The 23,836-nt window shown below is 38.2% G+C and carries 23 protein-coding genes; 16 read left to right on the top strand and 7 right to left on the bottom strand.

The window, feature by feature from the left end; all coding sequences use genetic code 11:
* The first annotated feature begins 2 nt into the window (after window positions 1–2).
* On the top strand, window positions 3–1,505 hold the full coding sequence (locus M5121_RS04150) for a TnsD family Tn7-like transposition protein (protein ID WP_249570443.1): 1,503 nt from the start codon (window positions 3–5) through the stop codon (window positions 1,503–1,505).
* Here the strand turns inward: M5121_RS04150 and pdxR (M5121_RS04155) are convergent.
* A complete protein-coding gene (gene pdxR, locus M5121_RS04155; protein WP_004910126.1) occupies window positions 1,502–2,989 on the bottom strand; it encodes a MocR-like pyridoxine biosynthesis transcription factor PdxR in 1,488 nt (495 codons plus the stop codon). The two genes, M5121_RS04150 and pdxR (M5121_RS04155), sit on opposite strands and share 4 nt — an antisense overlap.
* A 104-nt stretch (window positions 2,990–3,093) precedes the next feature.
* Between pdxR (M5121_RS04155) and M5121_RS04160 the strand changes: the two genes are divergently transcribed.
* The 3 genes from M5121_RS04160 (at window position 3,094) to M5121_RS04170 (ending at window position 6,119) form a co-directional block, all read left to right on the top strand.
* Window positions 3,094–4,290 carry a benzoate/H(+) symporter BenE family transporter gene (locus tag M5121_RS04160; RefSeq protein ID WP_004910129.1) on the top strand — a complete coding sequence of 399 codons (1,197 nt, stop codon included), beginning with the start codon at window positions 3,094–3,096 and terminating at the stop codon, window positions 4,288–4,290.
* Between the two features lie 67 nt (window positions 4,291–4,357).
* On the top strand, window positions 4,358–5,545 hold the full coding sequence (locus M5121_RS04165) for an MFS transporter (RefSeq protein WP_004910131.1): 1,188 nt from the start codon (window positions 4,358–4,360) through the stop codon (window positions 5,543–5,545).
* A gap of 118 nt (window positions 5,546–5,663) precedes the next feature.
* A complete protein-coding gene (locus M5121_RS04170; RefSeq protein WP_004910135.1) occupies window positions 5,664–6,119 on the top strand; it encodes a GNAT family N-acetyltransferase in 456 nt (151 codons plus the stop codon).
* Between the two features lie 44 nt (window positions 6,120–6,163).
* Here M5121_RS04170 and M5121_RS04175 read toward each other — a convergent pair whose 3' ends face one another.
* Window positions 6,164–6,955, bottom strand: coding sequence for a DUF8608 domain-containing protein (locus M5121_RS04175; protein ID WP_249570444.1), 792 nt, complete (start codon window positions 6,953–6,955; stop codon window positions 6,164–6,166).
* A gap of 145 nt (window positions 6,956–7,100) precedes the next feature.
* Complete coding sequence (gene pdxR, locus M5121_RS04180) at window positions 7,101–8,540, bottom strand: MocR-like pyridoxine biosynthesis transcription factor PdxR (RefSeq protein WP_249570445.1); 1,440 nt, start codon at window positions 8,538–8,540, stop codon at window positions 7,101–7,103.
* Window positions 8,541–8,645: 105 nt separating this feature from the next.
* Between pdxR (M5121_RS04180) and M5121_RS04185 the strand changes: the two genes are divergently transcribed.
* From M5121_RS04185 to M5121_RS04225, 9 genes are all read left to right on the top strand, one after another.
* Window positions 8,646–9,428, top strand: a complete 783-nt coding sequence (locus M5121_RS04185; protein WP_005087316.1) for an aldolase — start codon at window positions 8,646–8,648, stop codon at window positions 9,426–9,428.
* Window positions 9,429–9,433: 5 nt separating this feature from the next.
* Window positions 9,434–10,318 (top strand): dihydrodipicolinate synthase family protein, encoded by an 885-nt coding sequence (locus M5121_RS04190; RefSeq protein WP_005087317.1) that lies wholly within the window; start codon window positions 9,434–9,436, stop codon window positions 10,316–10,318.
* An 82-nt stretch (window positions 10,319–10,400) separates the two neighbouring features.
* Complete coding sequence (locus M5121_RS04195; protein WP_005087319.1) at window positions 10,401–10,856, top strand: hypothetical protein; 456 nt, start codon at window positions 10,401–10,403, stop codon at window positions 10,854–10,856.
* A 119-nt stretch (window positions 10,857–10,975) separates the two neighbouring features.
* Complete coding sequence (locus tag M5121_RS04200; RefSeq protein WP_005087320.1) at window positions 10,976–11,716, top strand: YggS family pyridoxal phosphate-dependent enzyme; 741 nt, start codon at window positions 10,976–10,978, stop codon at window positions 11,714–11,716.
* Between the two features lie 3 nt (window positions 11,717–11,719).
* Window positions 11,720–11,980, top strand: a complete 261-nt coding sequence (locus M5121_RS04205) for a hypothetical protein (RefSeq protein WP_004910162.1) — start codon at window positions 11,720–11,722, stop codon at window positions 11,978–11,980.
* Window positions 11,977–13,164 (top strand): aspartate aminotransferase family protein, encoded by a 1,188-nt coding sequence (locus tag M5121_RS04210; protein ID WP_005088760.1) that lies wholly within the window; start codon window positions 11,977–11,979, stop codon window positions 13,162–13,164. The genes M5121_RS04205 and M5121_RS04210 overlap by 4 nt, the downstream gene beginning before the upstream one ends.
* Complete coding sequence (locus tag M5121_RS04215; RefSeq protein WP_005087327.1) at window positions 13,161–13,859, top strand: glutamine amidotransferase; 699 nt, start codon at window positions 13,161–13,163, stop codon at window positions 13,857–13,859. The genes M5121_RS04210 and M5121_RS04215 overlap by 4 nt, the downstream gene beginning before the upstream one ends.
* A 21-nt stretch (window positions 13,860–13,880) precedes the next feature.
* On the top strand, window positions 13,881–15,188 hold the full coding sequence (locus M5121_RS04220) for an aminotransferase class I/II-fold pyridoxal phosphate-dependent enzyme (RefSeq protein ID WP_005087329.1): 1,308 nt from the start codon (window positions 13,881–13,883) through the stop codon (window positions 15,186–15,188).
* Between the two features lie 104 nt (window positions 15,189–15,292).
* Complete coding sequence (locus M5121_RS04225; protein WP_005087331.1) at window positions 15,293–16,888, top strand: Tn7-like element transposition protein TnsE; 1,596 nt, start codon at window positions 15,293–15,295, stop codon at window positions 16,886–16,888.
* 56 nt (window positions 16,889–16,944) lie between these two features.
* Here M5121_RS04225 and M5121_RS04230 read toward each other — a convergent pair whose 3' ends face one another.
* Window positions 16,945–17,862, bottom strand: coding sequence for a TIR domain-containing protein (locus M5121_RS04230; protein WP_004910175.1), 918 nt, complete (start codon window positions 17,860–17,862; stop codon window positions 16,945–16,947).
* A gap of 200 nt (window positions 17,863–18,062) precedes the next feature.
* On the opposite strand from M5121_RS04230, the gene M5121_RS04235 reads away from it, so the two are divergent.
* Window positions 18,063–19,601 carry an adenylate/guanylate cyclase domain-containing protein gene (locus tag M5121_RS04235; RefSeq protein ID WP_004910179.1) on the top strand — a complete coding sequence of 513 codons (1,539 nt, stop codon included), beginning with the start codon at window positions 18,063–18,065 and terminating at the stop codon, window positions 19,599–19,601.
* On the top strand, window positions 19,598–20,395 hold the full coding sequence (locus M5121_RS04240; RefSeq protein ID WP_004910181.1) for an E2 domain-containing protein: 798 nt from the start codon (window positions 19,598–19,600) through the stop codon (window positions 20,393–20,395). Before M5121_RS04235 ends, M5121_RS04240 begins: the two co-directional genes overlap by 4 nt.
* Before the next feature lie 201 nt (window positions 20,396–20,596).
* Here the strand turns inward: M5121_RS04240 and M5121_RS04245 are convergent, their stop codons facing one another.
* The 3 genes from M5121_RS04245 to pncA all read right to left on the bottom strand — a co-directional run bounded on the left by M5121_RS04245 (window position 20,597) and on the right by pncA (window position 22,638).
* Window positions 20,597–21,235, bottom strand: a complete 639-nt coding sequence (locus tag M5121_RS04245; protein ID WP_005157043.1) for a YitT family protein — start codon at window positions 21,233–21,235, stop codon at window positions 20,597–20,599.
* Between the two features lie 214 nt (window positions 21,236–21,449).
* Window positions 21,450–21,914, bottom strand: a complete 465-nt coding sequence (locus M5121_RS04250; protein ID WP_249570446.1) for an Lrp/AsnC family transcriptional regulator — start codon at window positions 21,912–21,914, stop codon at window positions 21,450–21,452.
* A 91-nt stretch (window positions 21,915–22,005) separates the two neighbouring features.
* A complete protein-coding gene (gene pncA, locus M5121_RS04255) occupies window positions 22,006–22,638 on the bottom strand; it encodes a bifunctional nicotinamidase/pyrazinamidase (RefSeq protein ID WP_087547583.1) in 633 nt (210 codons plus the stop codon).
* A gap of 290 nt (window positions 22,639–22,928) precedes the next feature.
* Here pncA and dapA point away from each other — a divergent pair, with 290 nt between their 5' ends.
* On the top strand, window positions 22,929–23,822 hold the full coding sequence (gene dapA / locus M5121_RS04260; RefSeq protein ID WP_005157049.1) for a 4-hydroxy-tetrahydrodipicolinate synthase: 894 nt from the start codon (window positions 22,929–22,931) through the stop codon (window positions 23,820–23,822).
* The last annotated feature ends 14 nt before the right edge of the window (window positions 23,823–23,836 follow it).

Genomic DNA, 23,836 nt, shown 5'->3' on the forward strand with positions numbered 1-23,836 from the left:
CCATGCTAAACTTTCCTATGCCTTATGAACACGAGCTGATTTACAGTACTGTGGCTCGGGCAGGGACTCGTTTGGCTTTGGAAAGTCCCAAACAATTACTGGATGAAGTCTTTGAAAACCGTAAGGTGATTGCAACTGTAGATTTGCCTTGTCACCTAAACGCTATTATTTACCAATTTCCCAACCATCAATTTACCGTTGAGGAGATCGCCTATCAACATTCGCTGTTCCCAATTTATGCGCCTTTTGTTCCCGAAAAAAGACGACAACAATGCTTAAAGTGGATGGCTGATATTTCTCAAGGTTCGATTCATCTCGCATTAGGCATTAATGCCTCACGTATCCCACCTATTCATAAATTACGTTATTGCCCACAATGTTTAGCAGAACAATTAGAGGAATATGGTGAATATTATTGGTTTCGCTTATGGCAAATACAGGGAGCTTGCTGTCTCCAACATGGTCAACTCATTGACTCAGAAATGGATTTAAGATCATTACATCGGCATGATTTTTTGGTTCCGTCTCATCAATCATGTCCTAAAACAGAACAAACCATTGCCAATTCTGATCACATTTTTATTACGTCCAAATTGTTAGAGTTATTGACTTTGCCTCCCTCTGATTCACCCAGTTATGAACAATGGACCATGTTTTATTATGAATTGGCTCGGCAGAATGATTGTATTCGAGGACAACGGCAGGTTCTTCATGAATCTATTTGGGAAAAGATGACAGCACATTGGTCAAAGAAATTTTTAGAGCAGTATTGTTTAGCCGATTTAACTTCCGAAACATCTTGGTTACGCAACATTTTCAGAAAACATCGAAAAAGCTTTAGTTATCTGGAGCATATCCTTACGATTGAGGCTTTAATCAATAGAGAATGGTCTTTTGCTGAAATTCTCCAACAAGTCCGCTCTTTCCGTAAAATAAATCAAAATAATCATATAGATGCTCATAACAACCATACTACTGATCTCACCATAAAAAACAGAGAAAATTGGCTGAACTTGATCAGACAAAATGGCGTAAAGCCTGCCCGACGTTTAAATGCTGCTTTATATGCTTGGTTATACCGTAATGACAAGAATTGGTTATTAGATACCAATCGGGGGGTTCACCAGAAACATATTCCTCAAGGTACTAAAGTGGATTGGCATAGCCGTGATCTAGGTTTCGTAAAACAGTTGATTAAACTTAACAATGATTTACTTTGGGATTTAGATAGTCCTAGACGTTCAGCAAAATGGTGGATGAAACAAACCTTGCATAGCTCAACTATTGAAAAAAACCTTTCTCTATTACCATTAACACAGCTATTTCTAAGAAAATATAGTGAAAGCATAAGTTTCTATCAGATCCGTCGTATCAGTAGAACACTGATTAAAATGACGCTTGAGCATCAAAATAACCATCGATGGCGTGTATTAAGATTATCGGGTCTAAGTGAGGAACGACTTACCTACGAAGCCACTTCTTTTTTAAACTTTCTAATTCCTTAAATCGTCTCTTTTTGAATTTGTCTTGCCAGTTTCTCTATATGCTCTTTGATTTCATCAGGGGTATGTGCCGCATAACCAAACAATACGGCTGCTTTTTGCGATGAAGTCTGACAATATCGGGATAATGGTTGTACTGATAAACCTACTTGTATACATTGGGCTATAAAATCCTGCTCTGTCCAATTTGCTTTTAGCCAACACACCAAATGAATCCCTGAATCGGTAGATTGTACGTCCAATACATCCGAGAGATGATGTTGAATTGCTGCAATTAAAACCTGTTGCCGTTCGTAACAGGCTTTACGGATTTTACGCACATGCCGAGCATAATGACCATCTTTTATAAATTCAGTCAGTGCCACTTGTTCCAGATAAGAACTACGAGTATCGGTATAATATTTTGCCAGACTAACTGTATCAATTAAGGCTTCAGGGACGACCATAAACCCCAATCGAAATTCAGGAAACATCATTTTGGAAAATGTGCCTGCATAAATCACCCGTTGCTGTTGGTCTAAACCCTGCAATGCCTGAATAGGGTGTGTGCCATAACGAAACTCGCTGTTATAGTCATCTTCAAAAATCCATTTTTGCTGTTGAGCCGCCCAATCCAGTAAGGCAAAACGTCGGGCAAGGCTTAATGTGCCACCCAGTGGAAACTGATGCGAGGGAGCGGTATAGACTAATTTACTGGCTGCATGGTGCTGAATAATCTCTGGGATTTTCATCCCCTCATCATCACTTTCAATCGGCTGTACCGTCACCCCAAAGCTACGAAATATATGAAGAGCCGAATCATAACCTGGTTCATCTAAGCATACTTGGTCATGTGGCTGTAACAGGGCATAAGCTGCCAGATGAATTGCCTGTTGTGTACCATTCACAATCAAAATTTGTTCTTCGTTACAGTTTAATCCTCGTGTTGATTGGACATATTGGCAAATTGCCTGACGCAATGGCAAATATCCTCGTGGGTCATGGAATTGTCCAAGTTGATAATAGGACTGTCGCCATGCTCGACCTAATAATTTCCCCCAAAGTTGATGGGGGAATAAGTCCACACAACCCACACCTATATGAAACATTTTCTTTTCTTGGTTAGAAAAACGCTGCTGATGCCAATGTGGCAATAAATTGGCAATATGAGGATTAATGTTGAGTGTTTGCGTAGGCTGATATACCGCTTGTTGTCTATCATTTTGAATTTGAATCAGTTGGTCAGGGATAATATCGGCAACATACGTGCCTGAACTCGGTCTAGTGACTAAATAACCCTCATCAAGCAGACGTTCCAACGCTGCCAAGACCGAATTACGGGAAATCAACATCATTTCTGCCAAAGTACGGCTTGAGGGCAATTTTGTACCCGCAGATAGGCGGCCCTCTAAAATCGCATCACGCAAAATACAATATAAACCGTCTTTAATTTGCTGCCCTTTGGGCAAAATTAAGTGTGGAAAATAAGCAGAAGGTGACGTTGCCATGATTAAACTGGTACTTTAAAAAATATCCAAACTGTATCTTATGACAATACCATCATTAAAAATACACTCTGCTACTTAATTTTTAAATTTTTAGGGGTTGGGTTATGTCTGGTCAATACTCATCTTTTCAGCGTCATTCCAATGATTTGCTGCCCCCAATTATGGCAGGTTTAATCTCAGTCATTGTCAATTATGGCGGTACATTTATTTTAATCTTTCAGGCTGCACAGATGGCAGGACTTAGCCCTGAGCTTACAGCTTCATGGGTATGGTCGATTTCGATTGGGGTCGGTATCACAGGGATAATATTAAGCTGGTACACACGAGAACCGATTATTACAGCATGGTCAACCCCTGCGGCAGCTTTTCTGATTACTGCTCTTGTGACCGTACCTTATGCCGAAGCGATTGGGGCATACCTACTTTCTGCCTTAGCCTTTGTCATTTTAGGGATTACAGGCTATTTTGAGAAACTCATTCGCCTGATTCCGATTGGCATTGCCTCAGGTTTATTGGCAGGAATTTTATTACAGTTTGGGATCGCTGCCTTTACCAATATGACCATTGACCCATTTCTGGCGATTTCCTTATTTTTTGTTTACCTCATCACCAAGCGTTTTTCAGCACGCTATGCGATTGTCAGCGTTTTAGTTTTTGGTTTTATTTTCCTGATGTTGCAATCACGAATTGACTTTGCTGGATTTGAGTTGAAATTGGCATCCCCAATTTTTACTGCCCCTGAGTTTTCGATTAACTCGATACTCAGTATTGCCTTGCCTTTATTCCTTATTACCTTAACAGGGCAATATATGCCAGGTTTATTCGTGCTTAAAAATGATGGTTTTAAAACCAGTGCCAAACCGATTCTGGCTGTGACAGGTTTAGGCTCATTCATCATGGCATTTTTTGGTTCACATGCGTTTAATCTGGCTGCTATTACCGCAGCAATCTGTACAGGTAAAGAATCACATGAAGACCCATCAAAACGCTGGGTTGCAGGGATTGCCGCAGGGATATTTTATATTTTGGTCGGGATTTTTGGCGTGACATTGGCAGCAGTATTTGCAGCATTTCCTACCGCATTTATTAGCACACTGGCTGGGCTTGCCTTGTTAGGCACAATTGCAGGAAGCCTTGCCAATGCCATGAGTGACGTTAATAGCCGTGAAGCCGCTTTAATTACCTTTGTTGCTACTGCTGCCAATATTAGCTTATTTGGGATTGGTGGTGCATTCTGGGGATTAGTTCTAGGATTAATTTCTTATCTTGTACTGAATGGTAAATTTAAGTTCAGTTCATGAGTCAGCCATTGATATTCAGGGTATCACGCATACCCTTTTTGCAATTTAAACACTTTGAGGCAATCCATTGGAAAGAAGTGCTAAAGTTCTCTTAACTTACATCTCTATTGTTCATGCCATTAGTCATATTCATATTATGACTTTACCTGCTTTATTGCCCATTTTACCAAAGGCGATCAATGTTTCCTTTATGGAACTGGGCATTGCAATCGGTGTATTTAATGTGGTTTCTCTGCTGGTACAAGCTCCATTTGGCTTTTTAGTAGACCGTCTTGGGGCAAGAAAGATGCTGATTTATGCCCTATTACTGGGTACCATCAGCTTCACTTTAGTTTTTATCAGCACCTCCTATATTTTACTTATCGTTGCAATGGCATTGGCAGGTGTGGCAAATGGTGTATATCACCCTGCAAACTATGCTTTACTTTCTACAGGCATTCCTGCAAAACAGATGGGTCGGGCTTTTTCCATTCATACTTTTTCAGGTTTCTTTGGTGCTGCAATTACGCCATTGATGATGATTAGTATAGGCATGAGCTTTGGCATAAACTGGGCTTTCGCTTTGGCGGCAATCATTAGCCTTGTTGGTCTATTACTGATGTTGAATCTCTCACAGATTCATATTCAGTCTCGTCAATATGATAAAAAACAACAACATTCCCATGCAGAAGTTCGCCCTCATGCTATCCATTTTTCAACCATTGCCATCTTGACCCTGTTTTTTACCTTGCTCAGCTTAAGCACAGGGGCGATTGAAAAGTTTTCTGTCAGTTCACTGATCGATGGATTACATATTGACCTCAACACAGCGAATTATGCTTTAACTGCATTTATGTTTTCGGGTGCATTTGGGGTACTGGCAGGTGGAGTTATTGCAGATAGAGTTCAGCATCATTCAGCCTTTGCTGCGGCAGCGTTTGGTAGTGCTGCCTTAGTGCTTATCATGATTATTTGTATGCCGATGTCTGCTTTGGCATTGGTGGCTTCGTTTGCCTGTGCTGGATTTTTAATGGGCGTTATTGCCCCATCCCGAGATATGTTGGTGCGTAAGGCATCGCCTGTCGGAGCAGAAGGACGTACTTTTGGTATTGTTTCCACAGGATTTAATCTGGGTGGCGTGGTTGGCCCCCTAATCTGTGGTTTTTTACTGGATAAAAAGTTAGCCATAGAGATTTTATGGTTAGCCGTTGCTTTTATTCTATTGACTGTGATTATTATCTTTATTCAGGAGATGATGAATAGAAAAATATCCTAGATTTTCATATCAAAACTGGTACTGTGGAAAATATTAAAACTGTATCTTAAAACAGTACCATATCAATATTATGCTTTGCTCATCTATTTTTAACTCACAAAATCATGGGAGTATTATCATGCAAAGCCAAGAAATTCAGGTGATTCCAGTACAGCAACAAGATTATCAACAATGGATACCTTACTGGTTAGCCTATCAGGATTTTTATAAGGTCTGTTTATCCACTAAGGTGACTGAAACCACGTGGCAACGCTTCTTTGACAAAGCTGAGCCTGTGTACTGTGCTGTTGCCAAACAGGGTGATAAAGTTTTAGGCTTTGTGCATTATGTGATTCACCGCTCAACCTGGGCAGAACAAAATTATTGTTATCTGGAAGACTTATATGTGTCACCTGAAACTCGTGGTCAGCATATTGGTAAACGCCTGATTGAATATGTACAAAAACAGGCGATTGCCCAAAAATGTGACCGCTTATATTGGCATACACAGGAAACCAATCATACCGCCCAAAAACTTTATAACTGGGTTGCTGAAAAGCCAGGAATCATTGAATATCGTATGCCTTTGGAATAAGAAAATAGGAGTCCACCATTTAATAGAGTGGACTCCTTTTCTGATTATTTTTTGACAGGACCTTTTCTTTTCCTAATAGCTTTAGCTAGTTTATTAATTTCAGCTTTAGATTGATACAATTCATTCAATAAATGGCTCATCAATTCATAAGCATCAAAAACATCATCTATTGTTATTTCAGAATTACCATGACTGCCAGCATTACCTAACCATTTAATAGCATATAAAATATCTTCAAGATCACCTAAATTTGCATTTTTATTTTTAGCTTTAGCAATTCTAGCATCTAAAGATAAACGATGAAGTTTATTATTTTTCCTTGAATTTCTAGCTACTCCAAACTCGGTCAAAAGATTTTCAATAGCTGCCCTAACTTTATTTGCAGCAGAACCAGAAGATTGTAATGTTAAAGAAAAAGCTTCAATCAATGGTTCTTTAACACTATTAGGACATTTTTCAGGAATATTAAAAAAATTAATAGGAGGTATGAAAGTTTTTGGTGAATAATAACAATAATACTGTTGTTCCAGCTCTCCATGTTCGTTAGGTTCAGCTTCCCAATCAACAAAACCAGTACCTGAACATATTACATGCTCACCACAAGCACCATTGCTACAAATAAATACTGCTGTAAAAACTGATGATAACCAATCGAAATCCCAATCTTCTTCACTTTCTTGAATTTTTCTTGAGAGTGCTGTATCAAAAGCATAAAATTTTCTGTTATCAAGTTTTAAGCTTAATCTCTTACAAGTTGGACAAGGCAGAATAACATTATCAGTCTGTTTAAAAGGTTTTTTAAAAAGTTGTCTATCCATAATAATTTTTTCAGTCATTGTGAAGTCACATAACTTAAATTTATATTAAATGACGTATTCTTAATTGCACGAATACGTCACACTATAAGTGTGATATTTGATTTTTCAAGGACAATTTATCATCAAGTACATACAGATAGTCTTTATGCACAAAAACCATCGCCTATCTCTCCAAAAGAGCCTGATACAACATCTGAACAATGTGGGCTATTTCTTCTTCACTTAAAGCAGCAAAACCAAAGCGGATATGGAAATAATTTGATATATTATGAAGTACTGAACCAAATTGATATTCAGAATCAATATATAACTGTTTAAGAGCTTCTACAAATTCTACCTGATAAGGCAGATTAAATTTCACCCATAATGCCATGCCTCCCGCAGGTGTAACAATCTCAACTTTATCCTTAAAAATCTGCTGAAAGGTCATGACTGCAAAATCTCGACGACTTTGATAAATCTTCCGCATTTTTCGGGTATGTCGCTTAATTTCACCTTGTTGCATCAACTCAGCAATTGCCAATTCAGTAATCGCATTACCCTGTTTATCAATCAACAAAATATCCTGTTTCATGGCGTGGATAATCTCCAAATCTGCCACCACATAACCCACCCTTAAACTTGGTGCAAAAACCTTAGACAACGAGCCAATATGAATGACTTTATCTGCATTAGGCAAACTGATTAAAGGTGGAATAGGGCGACTGTCATAATGGAACTCATGGTCATAATCATCTTCGATAATATAAAAATCAAAAGTTTTAGACAGCTCCAAAAGTTTTAATCGCCGATCCATCGACATAGAAACAGTAGTAGGATACTGATGATGTGGCGTAGTATATACTGCTGCAACAGTATGATTTTTCAGTATTTCAAATAGATGATCAGTATCCAGACCATATTGGTCTAATCGAACCCGAACAATCTGAAAATGATTGGATAAAAAGGTTTCTACGGCTGGCGGATAAGACCATTGTTCCACCACAATCACCTGACGTTGTGGTGGTTGTTTGGCAAGTACACGAGCCGCAAGAAATATCCCCATTTGACTACCCCGAACCACACAAATATGCTGTATGGTCGCTTGAATAAAGCGTTCCATTGACAACATATTCAATAAGGCTTGACGTAATTCCAGACACCCCTGCGGCTCGCCATAGCCCATAATTTGCTGTCGAGTCACCTGAATTAAAGCATGACGATAGGCACGGGAAAATAGCTCGTAGGGAATCAGTCTGGTATCTGGAACACCATCATTCTTAATGGCTTCCTGTGAGGTGTGTGATTCGGTATGAGGTTGAACAGATGTCATCATGATATATGGTGAATCAAGTTTGAGATCGGGCAAATGTTCAGAAACAAAAGTCCCTTGTCTCGGTTTTGATACTAGCCACCCTTGTGCTTCTAAGTCTTCATACACCGATTGTACAGTTTTTCGGTTAATCCCCAGTTCATCTGCTAAGGTACGTGAACCCTGTAAACGTGTACCTTGCCTTAATCGACCAGACAAAATTTCCTGAATAATTTGATTTGCCAGTTTAAGAAAAATGGTTTTTTCTTCACGTTCAGCAAGATGTAGTCGCATTTTCCACGGTTGTTGCATGATTTACTGGACCATATAAGTTTTAAGAACTGGATATTTTAAACCATCCACAGATTTCTTATTCTGCCCATGTCGCAATGACAAATCAACCGAATAGGAGATCTTATGGAAACTGCACTACTTGATAAGCAACAGTTGATGCAAAATGCCCAACAGAGTATGCAACAGCTTTTTCAGGATGAAGGCTACACCGATCAACAAAAACTTGCTTTAACGTGTCGCATCTTATTTGAGCATGGTCATGATTCTGGACTTGCTGGGCAAATTACTAGCCGTACCGAAAAAGGCAATACCTTTATTACCCAACGTTTCGGTTTAGGTTTTGATGAGATTACCGCAGCCAATCTACTGGAAGTTGACCAAGACCTTAAACCTTTAAATGGTGAGGGCATGGCAAATCCTGCCAATCGTTTTCATACATGGATTTATAAAGAACATCCTGAAGTGAACTGTATTATTCATACCCACCCAACGCATATCGCTGCCCTATCGATGCTGCGTGTTCCCTTGATTGTGTCACACATGGACACTTGTGCCTTATATGAAGATTGTTCTTTTGTCAGTGACTGGCCAGGTGTACCTGTTGGTAATGAAGAAGGGATTTTTATCTCGGCAGCACTAGGTCAAAAACGTGCAGTTCTACTCTCGCATCATGGTCAGTTGGTGGCAGGAAAAACCATTGAGGAAGCCTGTAATTTAGCCATTCTGATTGAACGTGCAGCACGTTTACAGCTTTTGGCAATGGCAGCAGGACAAGTTCAGCAGATTCCACACGAACTTGCCAAAGAAGCTCACGACTGGCTTTCAACCGATAAACGTAATAAGGTCAATTTTGCCTATTACGCTCGTAAAGCTTTGAAAAATCATTCAGATTGCATTGAGGGATAATCACGATGAAATTAGAAGGCATCATTGCTTATCCGATAACTCCCTTTAAAGCTGAGAATCAGGAAGTTGATTTTGACGCCCTGACCATTACCCTAAATGCACTACTGGAACATCAATGTGATGCGATTGCACCTTTAGGCAGTGCTGGTGAAAGTGCTTATCTGTCTTGGCAGGAATGGCAACAGGTTGCCGAAAAAAGTATTGAAGTGGTCAATCATCGTGTGCCTGTAATTTTAGGGATTTCCGAACTCACCACCACAATGGCAATTCAGAAAGCCAAAAAGGCAGAAGAATTGGGTGCAGATGTGATTATGGTCATGCCGATTTCTTACTGGAAACTGACAGATCAAGAAATTTATGATTATTATCAGCAAATCGCAGCAGCTACTAAACTGCCAATGATGGTCTATAACAACCCTGCCACCAGTGGCGTAGATATGTCACCAGAATTGATTGCCAAGATGTTCCAAGAGATTGAAAACATTTGTATGGTCAAGGACAGTACGGGTGATATTCAGCGTATGCACAAATTCCATGAACTTACGCAAGGAAAATTACCATTTTATAATGGTTGCAATCCTCTGGCACTGGAAGCATTCTGTGCTGGTGCAAGCGGTTGGTGTACTGTTGCTCCAAATCTGTTGGGTAAATTGCCAAATCAACTGTATCAGGCAGCGAAAAATGGGGATTTAGCTCTGGCACAAAGCCTGTTTTATAAACAGCTTCCTTTATTACGTTTTATCGTACAAGGTGGTTTACCAAAAACCATTAAAGCAGGTTTAAATGAACTAGGCTTTAGTGTGGGTGACCCAAGAAAGCCATTACAGAAAGCCAATCCATCTGAGGTGAATCAATTGAAGTCATTAATGAAAATGGCAATGGCAACTTAAACTGAGACAATATACTGCTACCTAGTCAAAATTTTTCCTTGTCTGGGTAGTAGTGATTCAAATTCATTTTTCAGGGAATGAGATGTATATTTTAACTATTGCAACACAATGGGCGATTGTATTTAGTGGTATTTTTTTATGGGTGGGGATGTTGACTGGGGTTTGGAAATATTACCAGATTCGACATACCGAACGAGCAAGAGCGCATTACTATGTCGATATTGCCCATCGCAGTAGCTTACTGTATGCAGCCGCAAGCTTAATCCTGGCAGCACTTAGCCATTTTACGGTGTTATCTCATTTGGTTGCCTTGCTTTGTGTACTGGCAAATTTGTTCTTTTTTACCTTTGCCATTCTGTCCTATATTTTGCATGGTCTTCTTCAAGACACCACCAATCAATTTAAACAACCTCATCAACTTGGACGCTGGTCACTTCCCAACTGGATGATGACCTTTGCAATGGTCGGTTTAATTGTTGCAGAACTCGGGGCAACAACTATTTTATTACTGGGAACAATTTTTAAATTTCTGAATTGAAAAACTGCACTACTCAGAAAACTTTATTCTTGTCCAAGAAAATATGTGCAAAATACTTGCACTTTTTTTTAAATTCCAATATTGTCCTATGACAATATATATATGTCATAGGTTGCAAGATGAGCCAATATAATACGCCACATAGTCTTGTTGAATTAAAAGAGAATATTCAAGAAATTCAGCAACAGGTTGATGCTGTTTGCCAAAGAATAGGACGTAGTCCAACAGAAGTTCGCTTATTGCCTGTGACCAAGACCTTACCTGCTGAGCGAGTTGAACAAGCCTATCAGTTGGGTTTCCACTGCTTTGGTGAAAACAAGGTATTAGAGGCCAAAGGTAAATATGAAGCCTTGCAGCATTTACCAATTCATTGGATCTTAATTGGACATCTACAGAGTAATAAAGTGAAGTATGTAGCGAAGTTTATTGATGAGTTCCATGCTCTAGACAGTATTAAACTGGCAGAAAAACTGAACCATCGTTTAGTAGAGGTTCAGCGAATACTTCCTGTATTTATTCAGGTTAATACTTCCAATGAACAGAGTAAATTCGGGGTAAAACCAGAACAGGCTTTAACTCTTATTGAACAATGCCAACAATTTCCACAATTAAAAATCATTGGCTTAATGACCCTCGCTATTCATAGCCAAGACCCTACTGAAGTCAGACGTTGTTTTCAAACTTTACGTTTATTACGGGATGATATTCAAAAAACTTATCCCGACATCCAGCGTTTATCGATGGGTATGTCAGGGGATTTTGAGATTGCCATTGAAGAAGGCGCAACCGATATTCGAGTTGGACAGGCGATTTTTGGAGCAAGGGCTTTACCTGATAACTATTACTGGTCGGAGCAATAAAATATGAGCCAAAGCTATCAACTGACAATCTATCAGCATGGCAAGTTAATGGGTAATTTTCAGACCAGCTCCTTGCAGCCGTTGAAAGACATGAAGACCTTAGTGGAATATTTACAACCCCATGATGATTTAAGTTTTGAACTTTATCAGGTCATTGAAGATACACGATTTTTAATGCAAAAAGATGGTGCAATGCAATTGCTGGGTAGCAAGCATCTTTATCAACCTTGTTCTATGGATATTTTGAAAGAGCTAACCACATGAGTTATTTAATGCCGATTTATCAACCTTTGGCAATCGAGTTCCAGCGTGGAGAGGGTTGTTATTTATGGGACACACAGGATAAATGTTATTTCGATGCCATTTCAGGCGTTGGCGTCACATTACTAGGACATGTCCATCCAGTGATTCATGCAGAAATCGTGGCACAGTCACAAACCTTTTTGCATCTTTCCAATCTGTTTAAACATGGTTGGAACGAACGCCTGGCAGAAAAATTAGCAGAGATTACAGGCTTAACACAGGCATTCTTCTGTAACTCTGGGACAGAAGCCAATGAAGCTGCGATTAAAATCGCTCGTGCCTATGGTCATCATCGGGGTATACAACGGCCTAAAATTATTGTGATGCAAAATGCCTTTCATGGTCGAACACTTGGGGCGTTATCTGCAACAGCAAAACCAGCATATCGAGAGGCATTCGGACCTTTATTAGAAGGCTTTGAGTTTGTACCTTTTCACGATCTGGCGGCTATTGAACATTATCAGGATGATCCCGATGTGGTTGCTGTCTTACTTGAACCAATTCAGGGTGAAGCAGGGATTAATATTGCCTCACCACTATACTTAAAGCAATTAAGAAAATTATGTGACCAACAACACTGGTTGCTCATCCTGGATGAAATCCAGTGTGGACTTGGGCGTACAGGAACATGGTTTTTCTATCAACAGGCTGGAATCTGTCCCGATATTTTAACTATTGCCAAAGGTTTAGCTAATGGTGTTCCGATTGGTGCCTGTCTAACCCACGAAAAATTGGGGCATTTATTGCAATCAGGTTTACATGGTTCAACCTTTGGAGGGAATCCATTGGCATGTCGAGTTGCTTATACCGTTCTGGATTTACTGGAAAAACAGTATTTACAGACTGTTAATGACAGGGGTTATAAGCTACTGGATTTATTACAGTCCAAATTAACAGGACTGAAAAACATTCAATCAGTGCGTGGTGCAGGTTTAATGATTGGAATTGAACTGATTCATCCTGTTGCCAATATTCCTCAATTGGCAAGTGAAAAATTCGGGGTATTGCTAAATGTGACACAAGGCAAAGTCATTCGCTTATTACCACCTCTGATTATGAGTGATGACCAAGTTGAATATTTAGCCCAACAAATTTCGCTGTTATTAAAAGAGTTAAGTCAGAATTATGTGGAGCCACAGCCATGAAAACGATTTATGCAATTCAAAGTTTGGCATTTGAGGACTTGGGAAGTTTTGTTCCAGTCCTGAAAGATTTAGGCTATCAAATTCAATATTTACAGCTTGGTGTTGATGTACTGAATGAGGCATTGGCATCGAAACAACCTGTCATTGTATTAGGCGGTCCTATTGGCGTATATGAAACTGAAACTTATCCCTACTTAACAGATTTTATTGCAGCACTGACTCAACGTTTAAAAAAGAATTATCCAACTTTAGGCATTTGTCTGGGTGCACAATTGATTGCCACTGCTTTGGGTGCAGAGGTCTACAAGGGACATGTCAAGGAAATTGGCTGGAGTCGTTTAGTCCTCAATAATCAGGGCTTAGCCTCACCATTAAGACATCTGGAAAATGTGCATGTGCTGCATTGGCATGGCGATACATTTGATATTCCCGAATCTGCAAAGCGTTTAGCAGGTTCAATGTATTACCCAAATCAGGCATTTTCTGTGGGTTTAAATATTCTGGCACTACAGTTCCATGCCGAAGTTGATCCACATACTTTTGAACGCTGGCTGATCGGACACACGGCTGAATTAAATCAGGCACAGGTTGATATTTTAACCTTACGCCAAGAGAATACATACTATGGCAAACCATTACAGGAAAAAGCGAACCTGTTACTCCGTGACTGGCTCAGCAATTTAATCCCTGTATAACCCCCTGAGATAGAAATTTTTATGAACATTACAGGCAATACCGCTCAAGATATTCAGGATAATATCCGTACACTGATTAAAGAGGGACAGCTTCAAGAGGGCGACTTTTTACCGAGTGTACGGGAATTAGCTGAACAGCTCGGTGTTAATCGTAATACAGTTGCGGCTGCCTATAAGAATCTAGTTGCGATGGGGATTGTGATCTCCAAAGGACGTTTAGGGACACAGGTTAAATCCTATCAATCTTCACGTCTATTAGAAGGCTTTCAACCCCTATTACAAGGAACTATTGATTTAGCACATGGCAATCCAAAACGTGAATTGTTGCCTTCTCTCAAGCACATTAATTTAGCTAATTTTAACTGTGCACTCTATGGGGAAAATATTTACCATCCTGAACTATTAAAAATCACGCAGGAAAAAATATTTGCCGATATTCCACAGAACTTTAGCATTGAATTTACTTATGGTGCAGTGGATGCCATCGAAAGGATTCTAGCTACCTACTTGGTTTCATCAGATATGATTGCGGTAGAACAGCCTGGCTTTATCACCAGTATTTCTGCCATTGAACAACAACAGTTTAAAATGTATCCCTTTACAGTCAGTGAGCATGGTTTTGATCTCAATGAATTGCTGCAAGCATTACAGGCAAATGTGCAAGCAGTAATTATTACGCCACGCTCGCAGAATCCGACAGGTTATAGTCTGGACACAGTACAGGCTGAAAAAATTTATAATATCCTTGAAGACTATCCGCATGTACTGGTCATTGTCGATGATCATTTCTCATTATTAGCTCAGGCTCAATACCAGCATATTATTCCCCCCTCAACAAAGCACTGGGCACTCATTCGTTCAGTATCGAAATATTTATCTCCTGATTTTCGTTTTGCATTTGTATGTTGCGACTCTGAAACTTCAGAAAAACTGCATCTTAAACTAAATGCAGGTTCAACATGGGTCAGTCATATTATTCAGGAAATGGTTTATCAACTATTCAGCTCAGAACAGTTCCCTGAAACACTACAAACTGCCAAATCTTACTATCAACAACAAAATCAAAAATTTGTTCATTATTTACAAAAGTTTAGCATCCCCTGTGCAACCCATTATGATGGGCTAAATGTCTGGTTATCACTCCCTTATGCAGATAAAATGACTCAAATTCTACGGCAGCGAGGCTGGTTAGTACGTTCAGGACAAGACTTTAGAGTGAATCAAGATATATCAGCAATCAGAATCAGCACCTCAGACATGACAGAGGCACAGATGCAGGAATTTTGTCAGCAGCTAAGACAAATTTATGAGGTAGTGGTTAATTTATAAAAAGGTTTCTACTCTTAAAGAATCTGGCAATAGTGTTCTTATAGGGCATAGATCCATTATTTCTGACAATACAATTTAAGTAAATCAATAATAGGGACTGCAATATGATAAAGATTAGAAACTTTCCAGAAAATGCCCGAATTACCTTTCTCGGCTCTATTTTTAAGGATCATAAAAATAGTGAATGGAATATTCATATTGGTTTAGAAAATCACTATAACCATTTAGCCGATTATGAAAAATATATGGTAAGACATGCTCGTTTTTCCAATATGCCACTGTTGGCAAAAAATAGAAGATTTAATCAAACCAAAGACGTCCCCTCCTACAATGAATCGATCATCACCATTCAAATTGATGATTTTAACAATTGGAAAATAACAACAAATAAATCAGGACAGTACATATTTAGCTACATTGTGAGCGACTTAAAAGGTACACACAAGGATATTCAAATCCATTTACCACACATAGAACTGGCACGAGTCTTGTTTTTCCATAATGCTTATTTATCTAAGGCAGCTTTAGATCAAAGAAAGCTAACAACAGAATATTATATTGTCCCAGAAGAACATCAAACCATTATTCACGTTGATGAGTTATGCGACTTTCCACCCAATCAATATGATAGTGTTGGTATGCGTCGCCTACTGTCATGGATATTACTTGATACTGAGGCACGAGCGTCCTATGAAAGTATCTCCAAACATTTTTCGATTGAGCAAGTTAAAACTAAAACACAAACCTTTTGGAATTTCAATTTTGCACCGCCCTCACTAATAGGGGCTGAAATTACAATGAAAGTTTACTTCAGTGAAAAAAGCCAACAATATTATGTGAATGAAATCATTGGGATTGCTAATTTACCGACTGATATTTCTAATGAAGTGATTTTTTGTAGTCCAAAATTTACCGTAAAAAATAGTTATGAAAAAACAGGTGGAAACTCTGGAGGACGTAATACCTCCAACGATGATCCAACCATTGATGATGAAAAAGAAGCGGATAGTGATCGGAAAATTACCCAAATTGAATCTCCAAAAATCACTATGTCCCTTGCCAATCCTTATGGAACAAAAAAGGCAACACTTAAACGTTCAGGTAAAAAAGGTATACCGAATCAGAATGATGTTGAAATTCTACCCGATCATGGTGTGAGTACAGGTGAAGCCACAATCTTTGGTGACATTGGGCGTGGGGAATTTGAGAATGTCCATGATGATAGTGATGACCTTGAATTTTTCATGAAAAGATTTGAAGCATTCAAAGTCATGGTTGAACAATTTGCATCACAACATCGTATTCAGCCCATCATTCATGTACATAAGCTACCTGCGGTCAATCGTTCCAAGCTACATAGAACCCATAATGGTAATCCGAGGTGTATTATTGAAGTCCAACTTAACTTTCAAGGCAAAAAATTTGTCATTCTGGAAATAGATACCAGCGATAACCTAAAGCCTCTTTCTACACTGATTCTCAAAATCTCAGATACAGACACATGGAACTCATATTTTCCAACTTTTCGGAAGCAAATCGTTAAACGCTCTTTACGTTGGCCAACCGCTAAATCTCTACAAAATATAGGGATAAGGAAAACCTTTAATCATCCACGAAATCTAGTTGAAATGGCTGAGTCTGATGAAGAGTTTAAAAATTGGGGGAGACGGTTTGGGGAGGTTTTGGAGACACTTTATTAGTCAAACTATTTGGGAAAAGACCAGCTATTTGCTAGTCTTTAAAATTCAATATTAGATTAATGAGATAATACAATTTTTTTAGGACCTAAGGTCTTGATATGATTGCGAAGTGCCGTAGCTAAGTTAATCACATCAACTTTTTGATCGGACTCAATTTTGTAATCTAAAATCGTTAGCCCCTGTAAATCAGAGGCCAGTTTTACTTTTCCACCTTGTGGTACAGCGATCAAAGTTCTCGATCTAGAAAGATGCCCCATAAATAGGCCTAATTCAAATATTACATTATCACGAGGGGCTGAATACTCAACGCCCCTAGATGTTGTCAAATCATCACCTTGCATAATTGCAAGTCCAAAATCAGACTCTTTTACAGCTTGCTCAAGGGCTTCTAGTGTATAAGTACCTGGAGCAAACGCAGCATTCCAAATAGTTACATCAATTGGGTCATGATTGAAATCCAGTTTAATTTGACGTGCAACCTCTAATGCCTCCACTGTACTAATAATAAAAAGTTTAGGTCTTTCATTACACTTGTTAATTAAGTCATTACGCTGAGCAAGTCGTGAGCTTACATCTTTTAGTAAAAACATAGAGACTTCTGGATGTTTTCTAAGAATAGTTTGAAAGTCATCTGGCTTAATCTTGAGAGCTACAGTTTCTGAAGTAACCAATAATGATGCTGTACGAGCTTGACTTGCATTAATTGCTGATAACTCACCAACACTGACATCTTCACCACGTTCATAGGGCAGTACAACACCATTAATATGCAGCTCTACCTTTCCAGCCAAAATGTAATAGACATCTTGATCGTAATCACCCTGTTTAATAATATATTCCCCTGACTGATAAGATACTACCTCTCCCTTTTCAGCAATATCCTTAGCAATCTCTTGACTTGGAATAGATTTTTGGTTTAACAATGCATTAATCACTGCTGTTTCGTTTGAGATAAAACGTTCGATTAGCTTCATTTTACACCTATGAAATATTACATATTAATCAACATCTTAGTTATGAAAATCTTATATAACTGACAATCTATTAGACTGGTTACATAACTTATGGTGGTTTATTCATGTAATTCAAGCCAAATAAAATTTTTATTTGGCTTGAATTTTGAATGTACAACCCTTATCCATGAAGAAGATAATTTTACGGATGGTATTTCATCATGACTAAAGTTTGGAATCATGAAAATGCACTAAATTCTATTGAGAATCGCTTAAAAGACGTCAACAATATTTCAATTACTGAATATGCCAAACGAAGGGATTTAAGCAAGATTAAAACTGCCGAAGCATGTGTCCTAGATGGGGTTCATCTATATATTGATATACTAAATATGGATGGCTTATTAGGTACTACAATCTCTGAGGGAGAAACATGTCATAAGCGTGTATTACAGTTTTTATCCCTACACTACCGAGCTATTGATAAGATACTAGAAAGCTGTGGGGCCATCCGTGTTGACTATCATAACCAACGGCTTCATGCAGTTATAACGCAACCTTATAATACAGAAAGTGATGCAGAATCAAAACGTATTTATAAAGCTGTAGCTATTGCAAAAACCATTTTAGACGTAAGTAACCAACTTGATGATGAACGAGATGAAGACAATACATCTCTTCCCCAAGCAAAAATGAGAGTTGGTATTGATAGCGGAATTGCTTTAACTGTAAACAACGGGCGTAATGGACATCGCGAACCCTTGTTTCTAGGCGATCCAGCTAATCACGCTGCTAAAATAGCAAGTGGTGGTAACTCATCAGGTATTTTTATGACTAATCGAGCCAGAGAAGTAATTGGTCTCAATCGGGTTGGTTCAGAAAAAAATACAGCTCTAAATAATATTGATATTAATCAAATTGTTTCACAAACAAAAATTCCTGTAACTGTTGATCAAATTATTGAATGCTGGCGTAATGATCTAAATTCTCACCCTATTGGTAAGTTTAAATTTACTCGTCAAACACCTCCACTTAAAGATATGGACATTTTGAATCTGACACCAGGAAATTCAAAACGTCAAGAGGCTGTTTCTATATATGCAGATATTGATGGCTTTACCAACTATGTAACTGAACATATCTATAGCAACCCTGAAGCGGTGGTAAAAGTATTGCATGTACTCCGTTCAGAACTTGAACGTGTATTAACAAATGATTTTGGAGGTCGTCGTATTCGCTTTATTGGAGATTGTGTTCATGGCGTAATATGTGAGGGAACATCACAATCTACTAATATTCCCGAAACTATCACTACTGCTGTAATTTGTGCCAGTGCTATGAGAAGTAGTTTTGACTTAGCACTTGAAATACTCGCTCAAAATGGTATTGATACAGGAGATTTAGGTCTACAAATCGGTTTAGAATACGGACCAATTGTTATCAGTCGCTTGGGGAAACAAGGCAATAAAATACGTTGTTGTATCAGCCGTGCTGTTATTGAATCAGAAAATGCTCAAATGCGATGTGATGGGAATCAAACTGCTTTGGGTGAGGCGGCTTACAGACATGCTCCTGATGATGTCAAAAAATTATTTAACCATCATAGAAAAGCTAATCACCTTGATTACAATGAAATTATTGAGTCTTTGGCTGATTCTAAAAATGCCTCAGCCACTTCCGTAAAAGAAGCTGCCTATGATAGTGCTTCTACATTAATGCAGAAAGCAAGCACACAAGTTGTAAGACCTTATTGTAAATGAGCTCAATTGAACTATTAGTCAGTGCTCTAAACGATACTCCTGACTCTGAAATCATAATTCGGAGTCAAGAGCTTTCTTATTTAAATGTTTTAATTAATTTGAAAAGAGTCGATGGTAAAACCGTTCCCTACCAATTAGAGATTCATGCTGTTAAAAATAATAAAGTTGTAGTATCTGAGTTAACCCAGTTATTACCCAAATGTTGTCCAGAACGACATATCAATTCAGATGGTACTTTTTGCTTATCTTGGCAGGATGATATTGATTTAAGTATTATTGATATTGAGAAAGCAGCTTTTTGGTGGCAAACACTTATTGGCTTCTTACTTAAACAAGAACGAGTTCATAAAAAAAGACAATGGCCTGACCAAAATGCTTGGGCTCATGGTTCAGCAGCCAAATTTCAAAGAGATGCTTTATCAGCACTTGATCAAGTTGGAGCAAATTTTAAAACTTTAGTTTTTTCAGACTCTATACAAGTCACTTATCATAAAACTAATAAGGGCAACGGTAGCTATTATAAAGTATTTAGAAATGGTCTACTATGGTATGTAGTATGGGAAAAATTTCAAAGAGTAGCTATATTAAGACAAAAATGCCTGTGTGGCTCTAAGAATAGAAAACATTATAAGAGTACTTTGCGAAATTGTAGTAACCAATTGCACCAAAAATATTTTGTTGATTTTGCGATAAACTATTACCATTGGAAAATAGAAGAGGCAAATTTTTGGGTAGATTTTAAAGGAAAATCTTGCTGCGGTACTTTAGATGAGTGTCCACTTAAAGAACATTAAATATACCTAAAAATTTAGGATGATACTTTATTACTGATTTTAGTAAAATTTTAGAATCAGACCAAATTATACGATGATACTTTATTTTTTAAACAGTTTTGTTAAAAACCTAAAATCAACAACTTATGTTAATTTCAGGATGCAACTTTATTACTTAACCACAGGTTAGCCCTCCTTTTTTATTGCCATTGATGATCAGATTTAAGCCACATACCGACTGCTTTTATGATTCAAAAGAATAATTGAATTTAAAATAACAGCCCCTAAAATTGAAATTAGAATCAATTTCCAATCTACGAAAAACAACGAAACTAATAAGATGGTAACATCAATTCCCATCTGCACTTTACCTGCTGGAATGTTAAAGCGTTCTTGTAAATATAGAACCAAGAGGTTGATTCCTCCTAAGCTTGAACGATGGCGAAATAAAATCAGAAAGCTTACCCCCATCAACACATTCGCAAAAATCGCAGCATAAATTGGATTTACACTAGATAAATGAAAAAAATGAGGAATAATTTCAGTAAAACCAGCTAATAATCCAACGGCAATAAATGTCTTGACGACCAATGCCATGCCCATTTTTTTATAAGCAAAATAATAAAATGGAATATTGATCAGGAAAAATAAGATGCCAAACTTCAGGTCGGTAATATAGTGGATCAACAACGATAAGCCCGCTGTACCACCTGTCATAATCCCTGCTTGCTGCAATAAATTCATGGCAAACGATAGAATGAATGTACCAATTAACATGGCCAATCCATCTTCAATCTTAGAGTGTTGGTCAATCACGGGCATGACTGGACTGACCAAAGATATATTCTGATCGGTATTCATAAGGATAGAACTCAATAGGAGAACAACAGCAGGGAGAAAGATCTTTCAAAGAAAGACATGGTATATTTGATCATTTTTATTAAAATTTCGCAATTTATTCTTATATTTTCACCATAAATGCAATTTATACTCAAAATATCCTTTTTTGAATAATCTTTATGCAACAACGTCGAATGCTTCAGTTTGAATGGTATTCATCTAAGAGAAAGATTTTTTACTTAATCGCGATCCCATTTTCTTTTAATTTTTCCAACACAATCGATGTATTTAAATTACTGACGCCAAAGTTACTAGATGACAAAATCCCAATCAATTTGACCATTTCATCTAAACTTTTGACTGCAACCTTCAGTACAAAATCATAACTTCCTGTGAGTTTATGAATATCTTTCACCGCAGGTTCATTTAAAAGAAACTCAACAAAGCGATCGTGTGTCGCATCATTGTAGTTTTGCAATTTCACTTCAATAATACCCATGATCGGTGTCGGATCTGCACTTAATGCGATTTGCGCATAGTAACCCGTTATAATTTTATTTTGTTCAAGCTGAATACGACGACGTGAACATTGAGAAGTTGATAATCCCACCAATTCTGCTAATTCTTGATTAGCTAATCTTCCATTCATTTGTAAATAATGAATAATTTTCTGATCAAAATCATCAAGTTCGACTGACATAAAACGCTCAATTCTGTCTGAAGTTAGAGTTTAACTGATATTGATTTATCAGTTTTATAAGTTTAACGCCTTTGGATCAAGCGGCTCAAGCTTATGACAAAATTGTAGTCGATTGAATACGCTCAATCCCCTGCTCTAACATTCTTTGCCATGCGCTTTCTAGTGAACCATCCAAATCAATCGCTTTACAGGCATCTTCAATGACATAAGTTTTAAAGCCCATCTGTGCAGCATCTAAGGCGGTCCACGCCACGCAAAAGTCTGTGGCAATCCCTACGATATATACTGTATCAATTTGATGTTCTGTTAAATAACCCTTTAAACCTGTTGGAGTTTTACGATCTGCTTCCATAAAAGCAGAATAACTATCAATATCGGCATGAAAGCCTTTACGAATTATCAGTTGTGCAGTTGGAACATCCAGATCAGGATGAAATTCCGCATCGTGAGTGCCTTGAACACAATGTTTCGGCCATAACACTTGGGTACCATACGGCAATTCAATGGTTTCAAACGGTACTTTATCGTCGTGATTATCTGCAAAAGAAATATGTTGCTCAGGATGCCAGTCCTGTGTCAGCACGATATGCTCAAACTTTTTTGCAAGTTGATTAATAATCGGAATAATTTGATCTGCTTTTGCAACGGCCAAATTCCCCCCAGGAGTAAATCCATTTTGGACATCAACAACAATTAATGCGACATGATGAGTTTGTGTCTGCATAGCATGCTCCAGTTTTAAGCTTGTATTTTTACAATACCCTGCTGATTATGTTCTGGCTACTCATGTTTTCACTTTTACAAAAGATGAAAACGATTCAAGATAAAGATGAATTAAAGTTTTCCACAGTTTGACTAAAGCATATTGTTCTTATGCCTCCGATCAGTCATAATTTGCGTAATTGTCATTCGACCCGATCGAATTGTTGGATGACCAATCAAAATACTGCAACCATCCAATATTTCGTTTCAACTAATTCAATCTCGGATGGGAAAATAGGATAGTTTTTTAAAATGACTCAGCTAGCACAGAATATTCAAGGCTCAATTGTCGCAATCGTCACCCCTATGTTTGAAGATGGCAGCGTAGATTGGAAGAGTCTTGAGAAGCTCGTTGAGTGGCATATCCAACAAGGTACACATAGTATTGTTGCGGTCGGCACGACGGGCGAAGCGTCTACATTAAGCATGGAAGAACACACACAAGTCATCAAAGAAGTGATTCGTGTAGCCAACAAACGTATTCCAATTATCGCAGGCACAGGTGCAAATTCAACGCGTGAAGCGATTGAATTGACTAAAGCTGCAAAAGAATTAGGTGCTGATGCGGCCTTACTCGTTACGCCATATTATAATAAACCAACACAAGAAGGCTTATATCAACACTACAAAGCAATTGCTGAAGCCGTTGATATTCCACAAATTCTTTATAATGTACCAGGTCGTACTGGTGTCGATATGCAAAACGAAACCGTTATTCGTCTTGCTGATGTTAAAAACATTATTGGTATTAAAGATGCAACAGGCGACGTACCACGTGGTCAAGCCCTCATCGAAGGTTTAAATAATAAAATCGCTGTTTATTCAGGTGATGATGAAACTGCTTGGGAACTGATTTTACTGGGTGCAAAAGGTAATATCTCTGTAACAGCCAATGTTGCACCAAAGCAAATGAGCGAAATTTGTGAAGCTGCGTTAGCTGGAGATAAAGCAAAAGCACAAAGCTTGAATCAACAAATTGCAAATCTACACAATATTTTGTTTTGCGAATCAAACCCAATTCCTGTGAAATGGGCATTGCATGAGATGGGCTCAATTGGTACAGGTATTCGCCTACCATTAACCGCTCTAGCACAACAATATCGTGAACCGCTCCGCACAGATTTAAAAGCTGCGGGAATTATTTAATACGAGCAATTTAT

It is taken from the genome of Acinetobacter sp. ANC5681 (genome assembly GCF_023488045.1).
In the GTDB taxonomy this organism is placed as follows: domain Bacteria; phylum Pseudomonadota; class Gammaproteobacteria; order Pseudomonadales; family Moraxellaceae; genus Acinetobacter.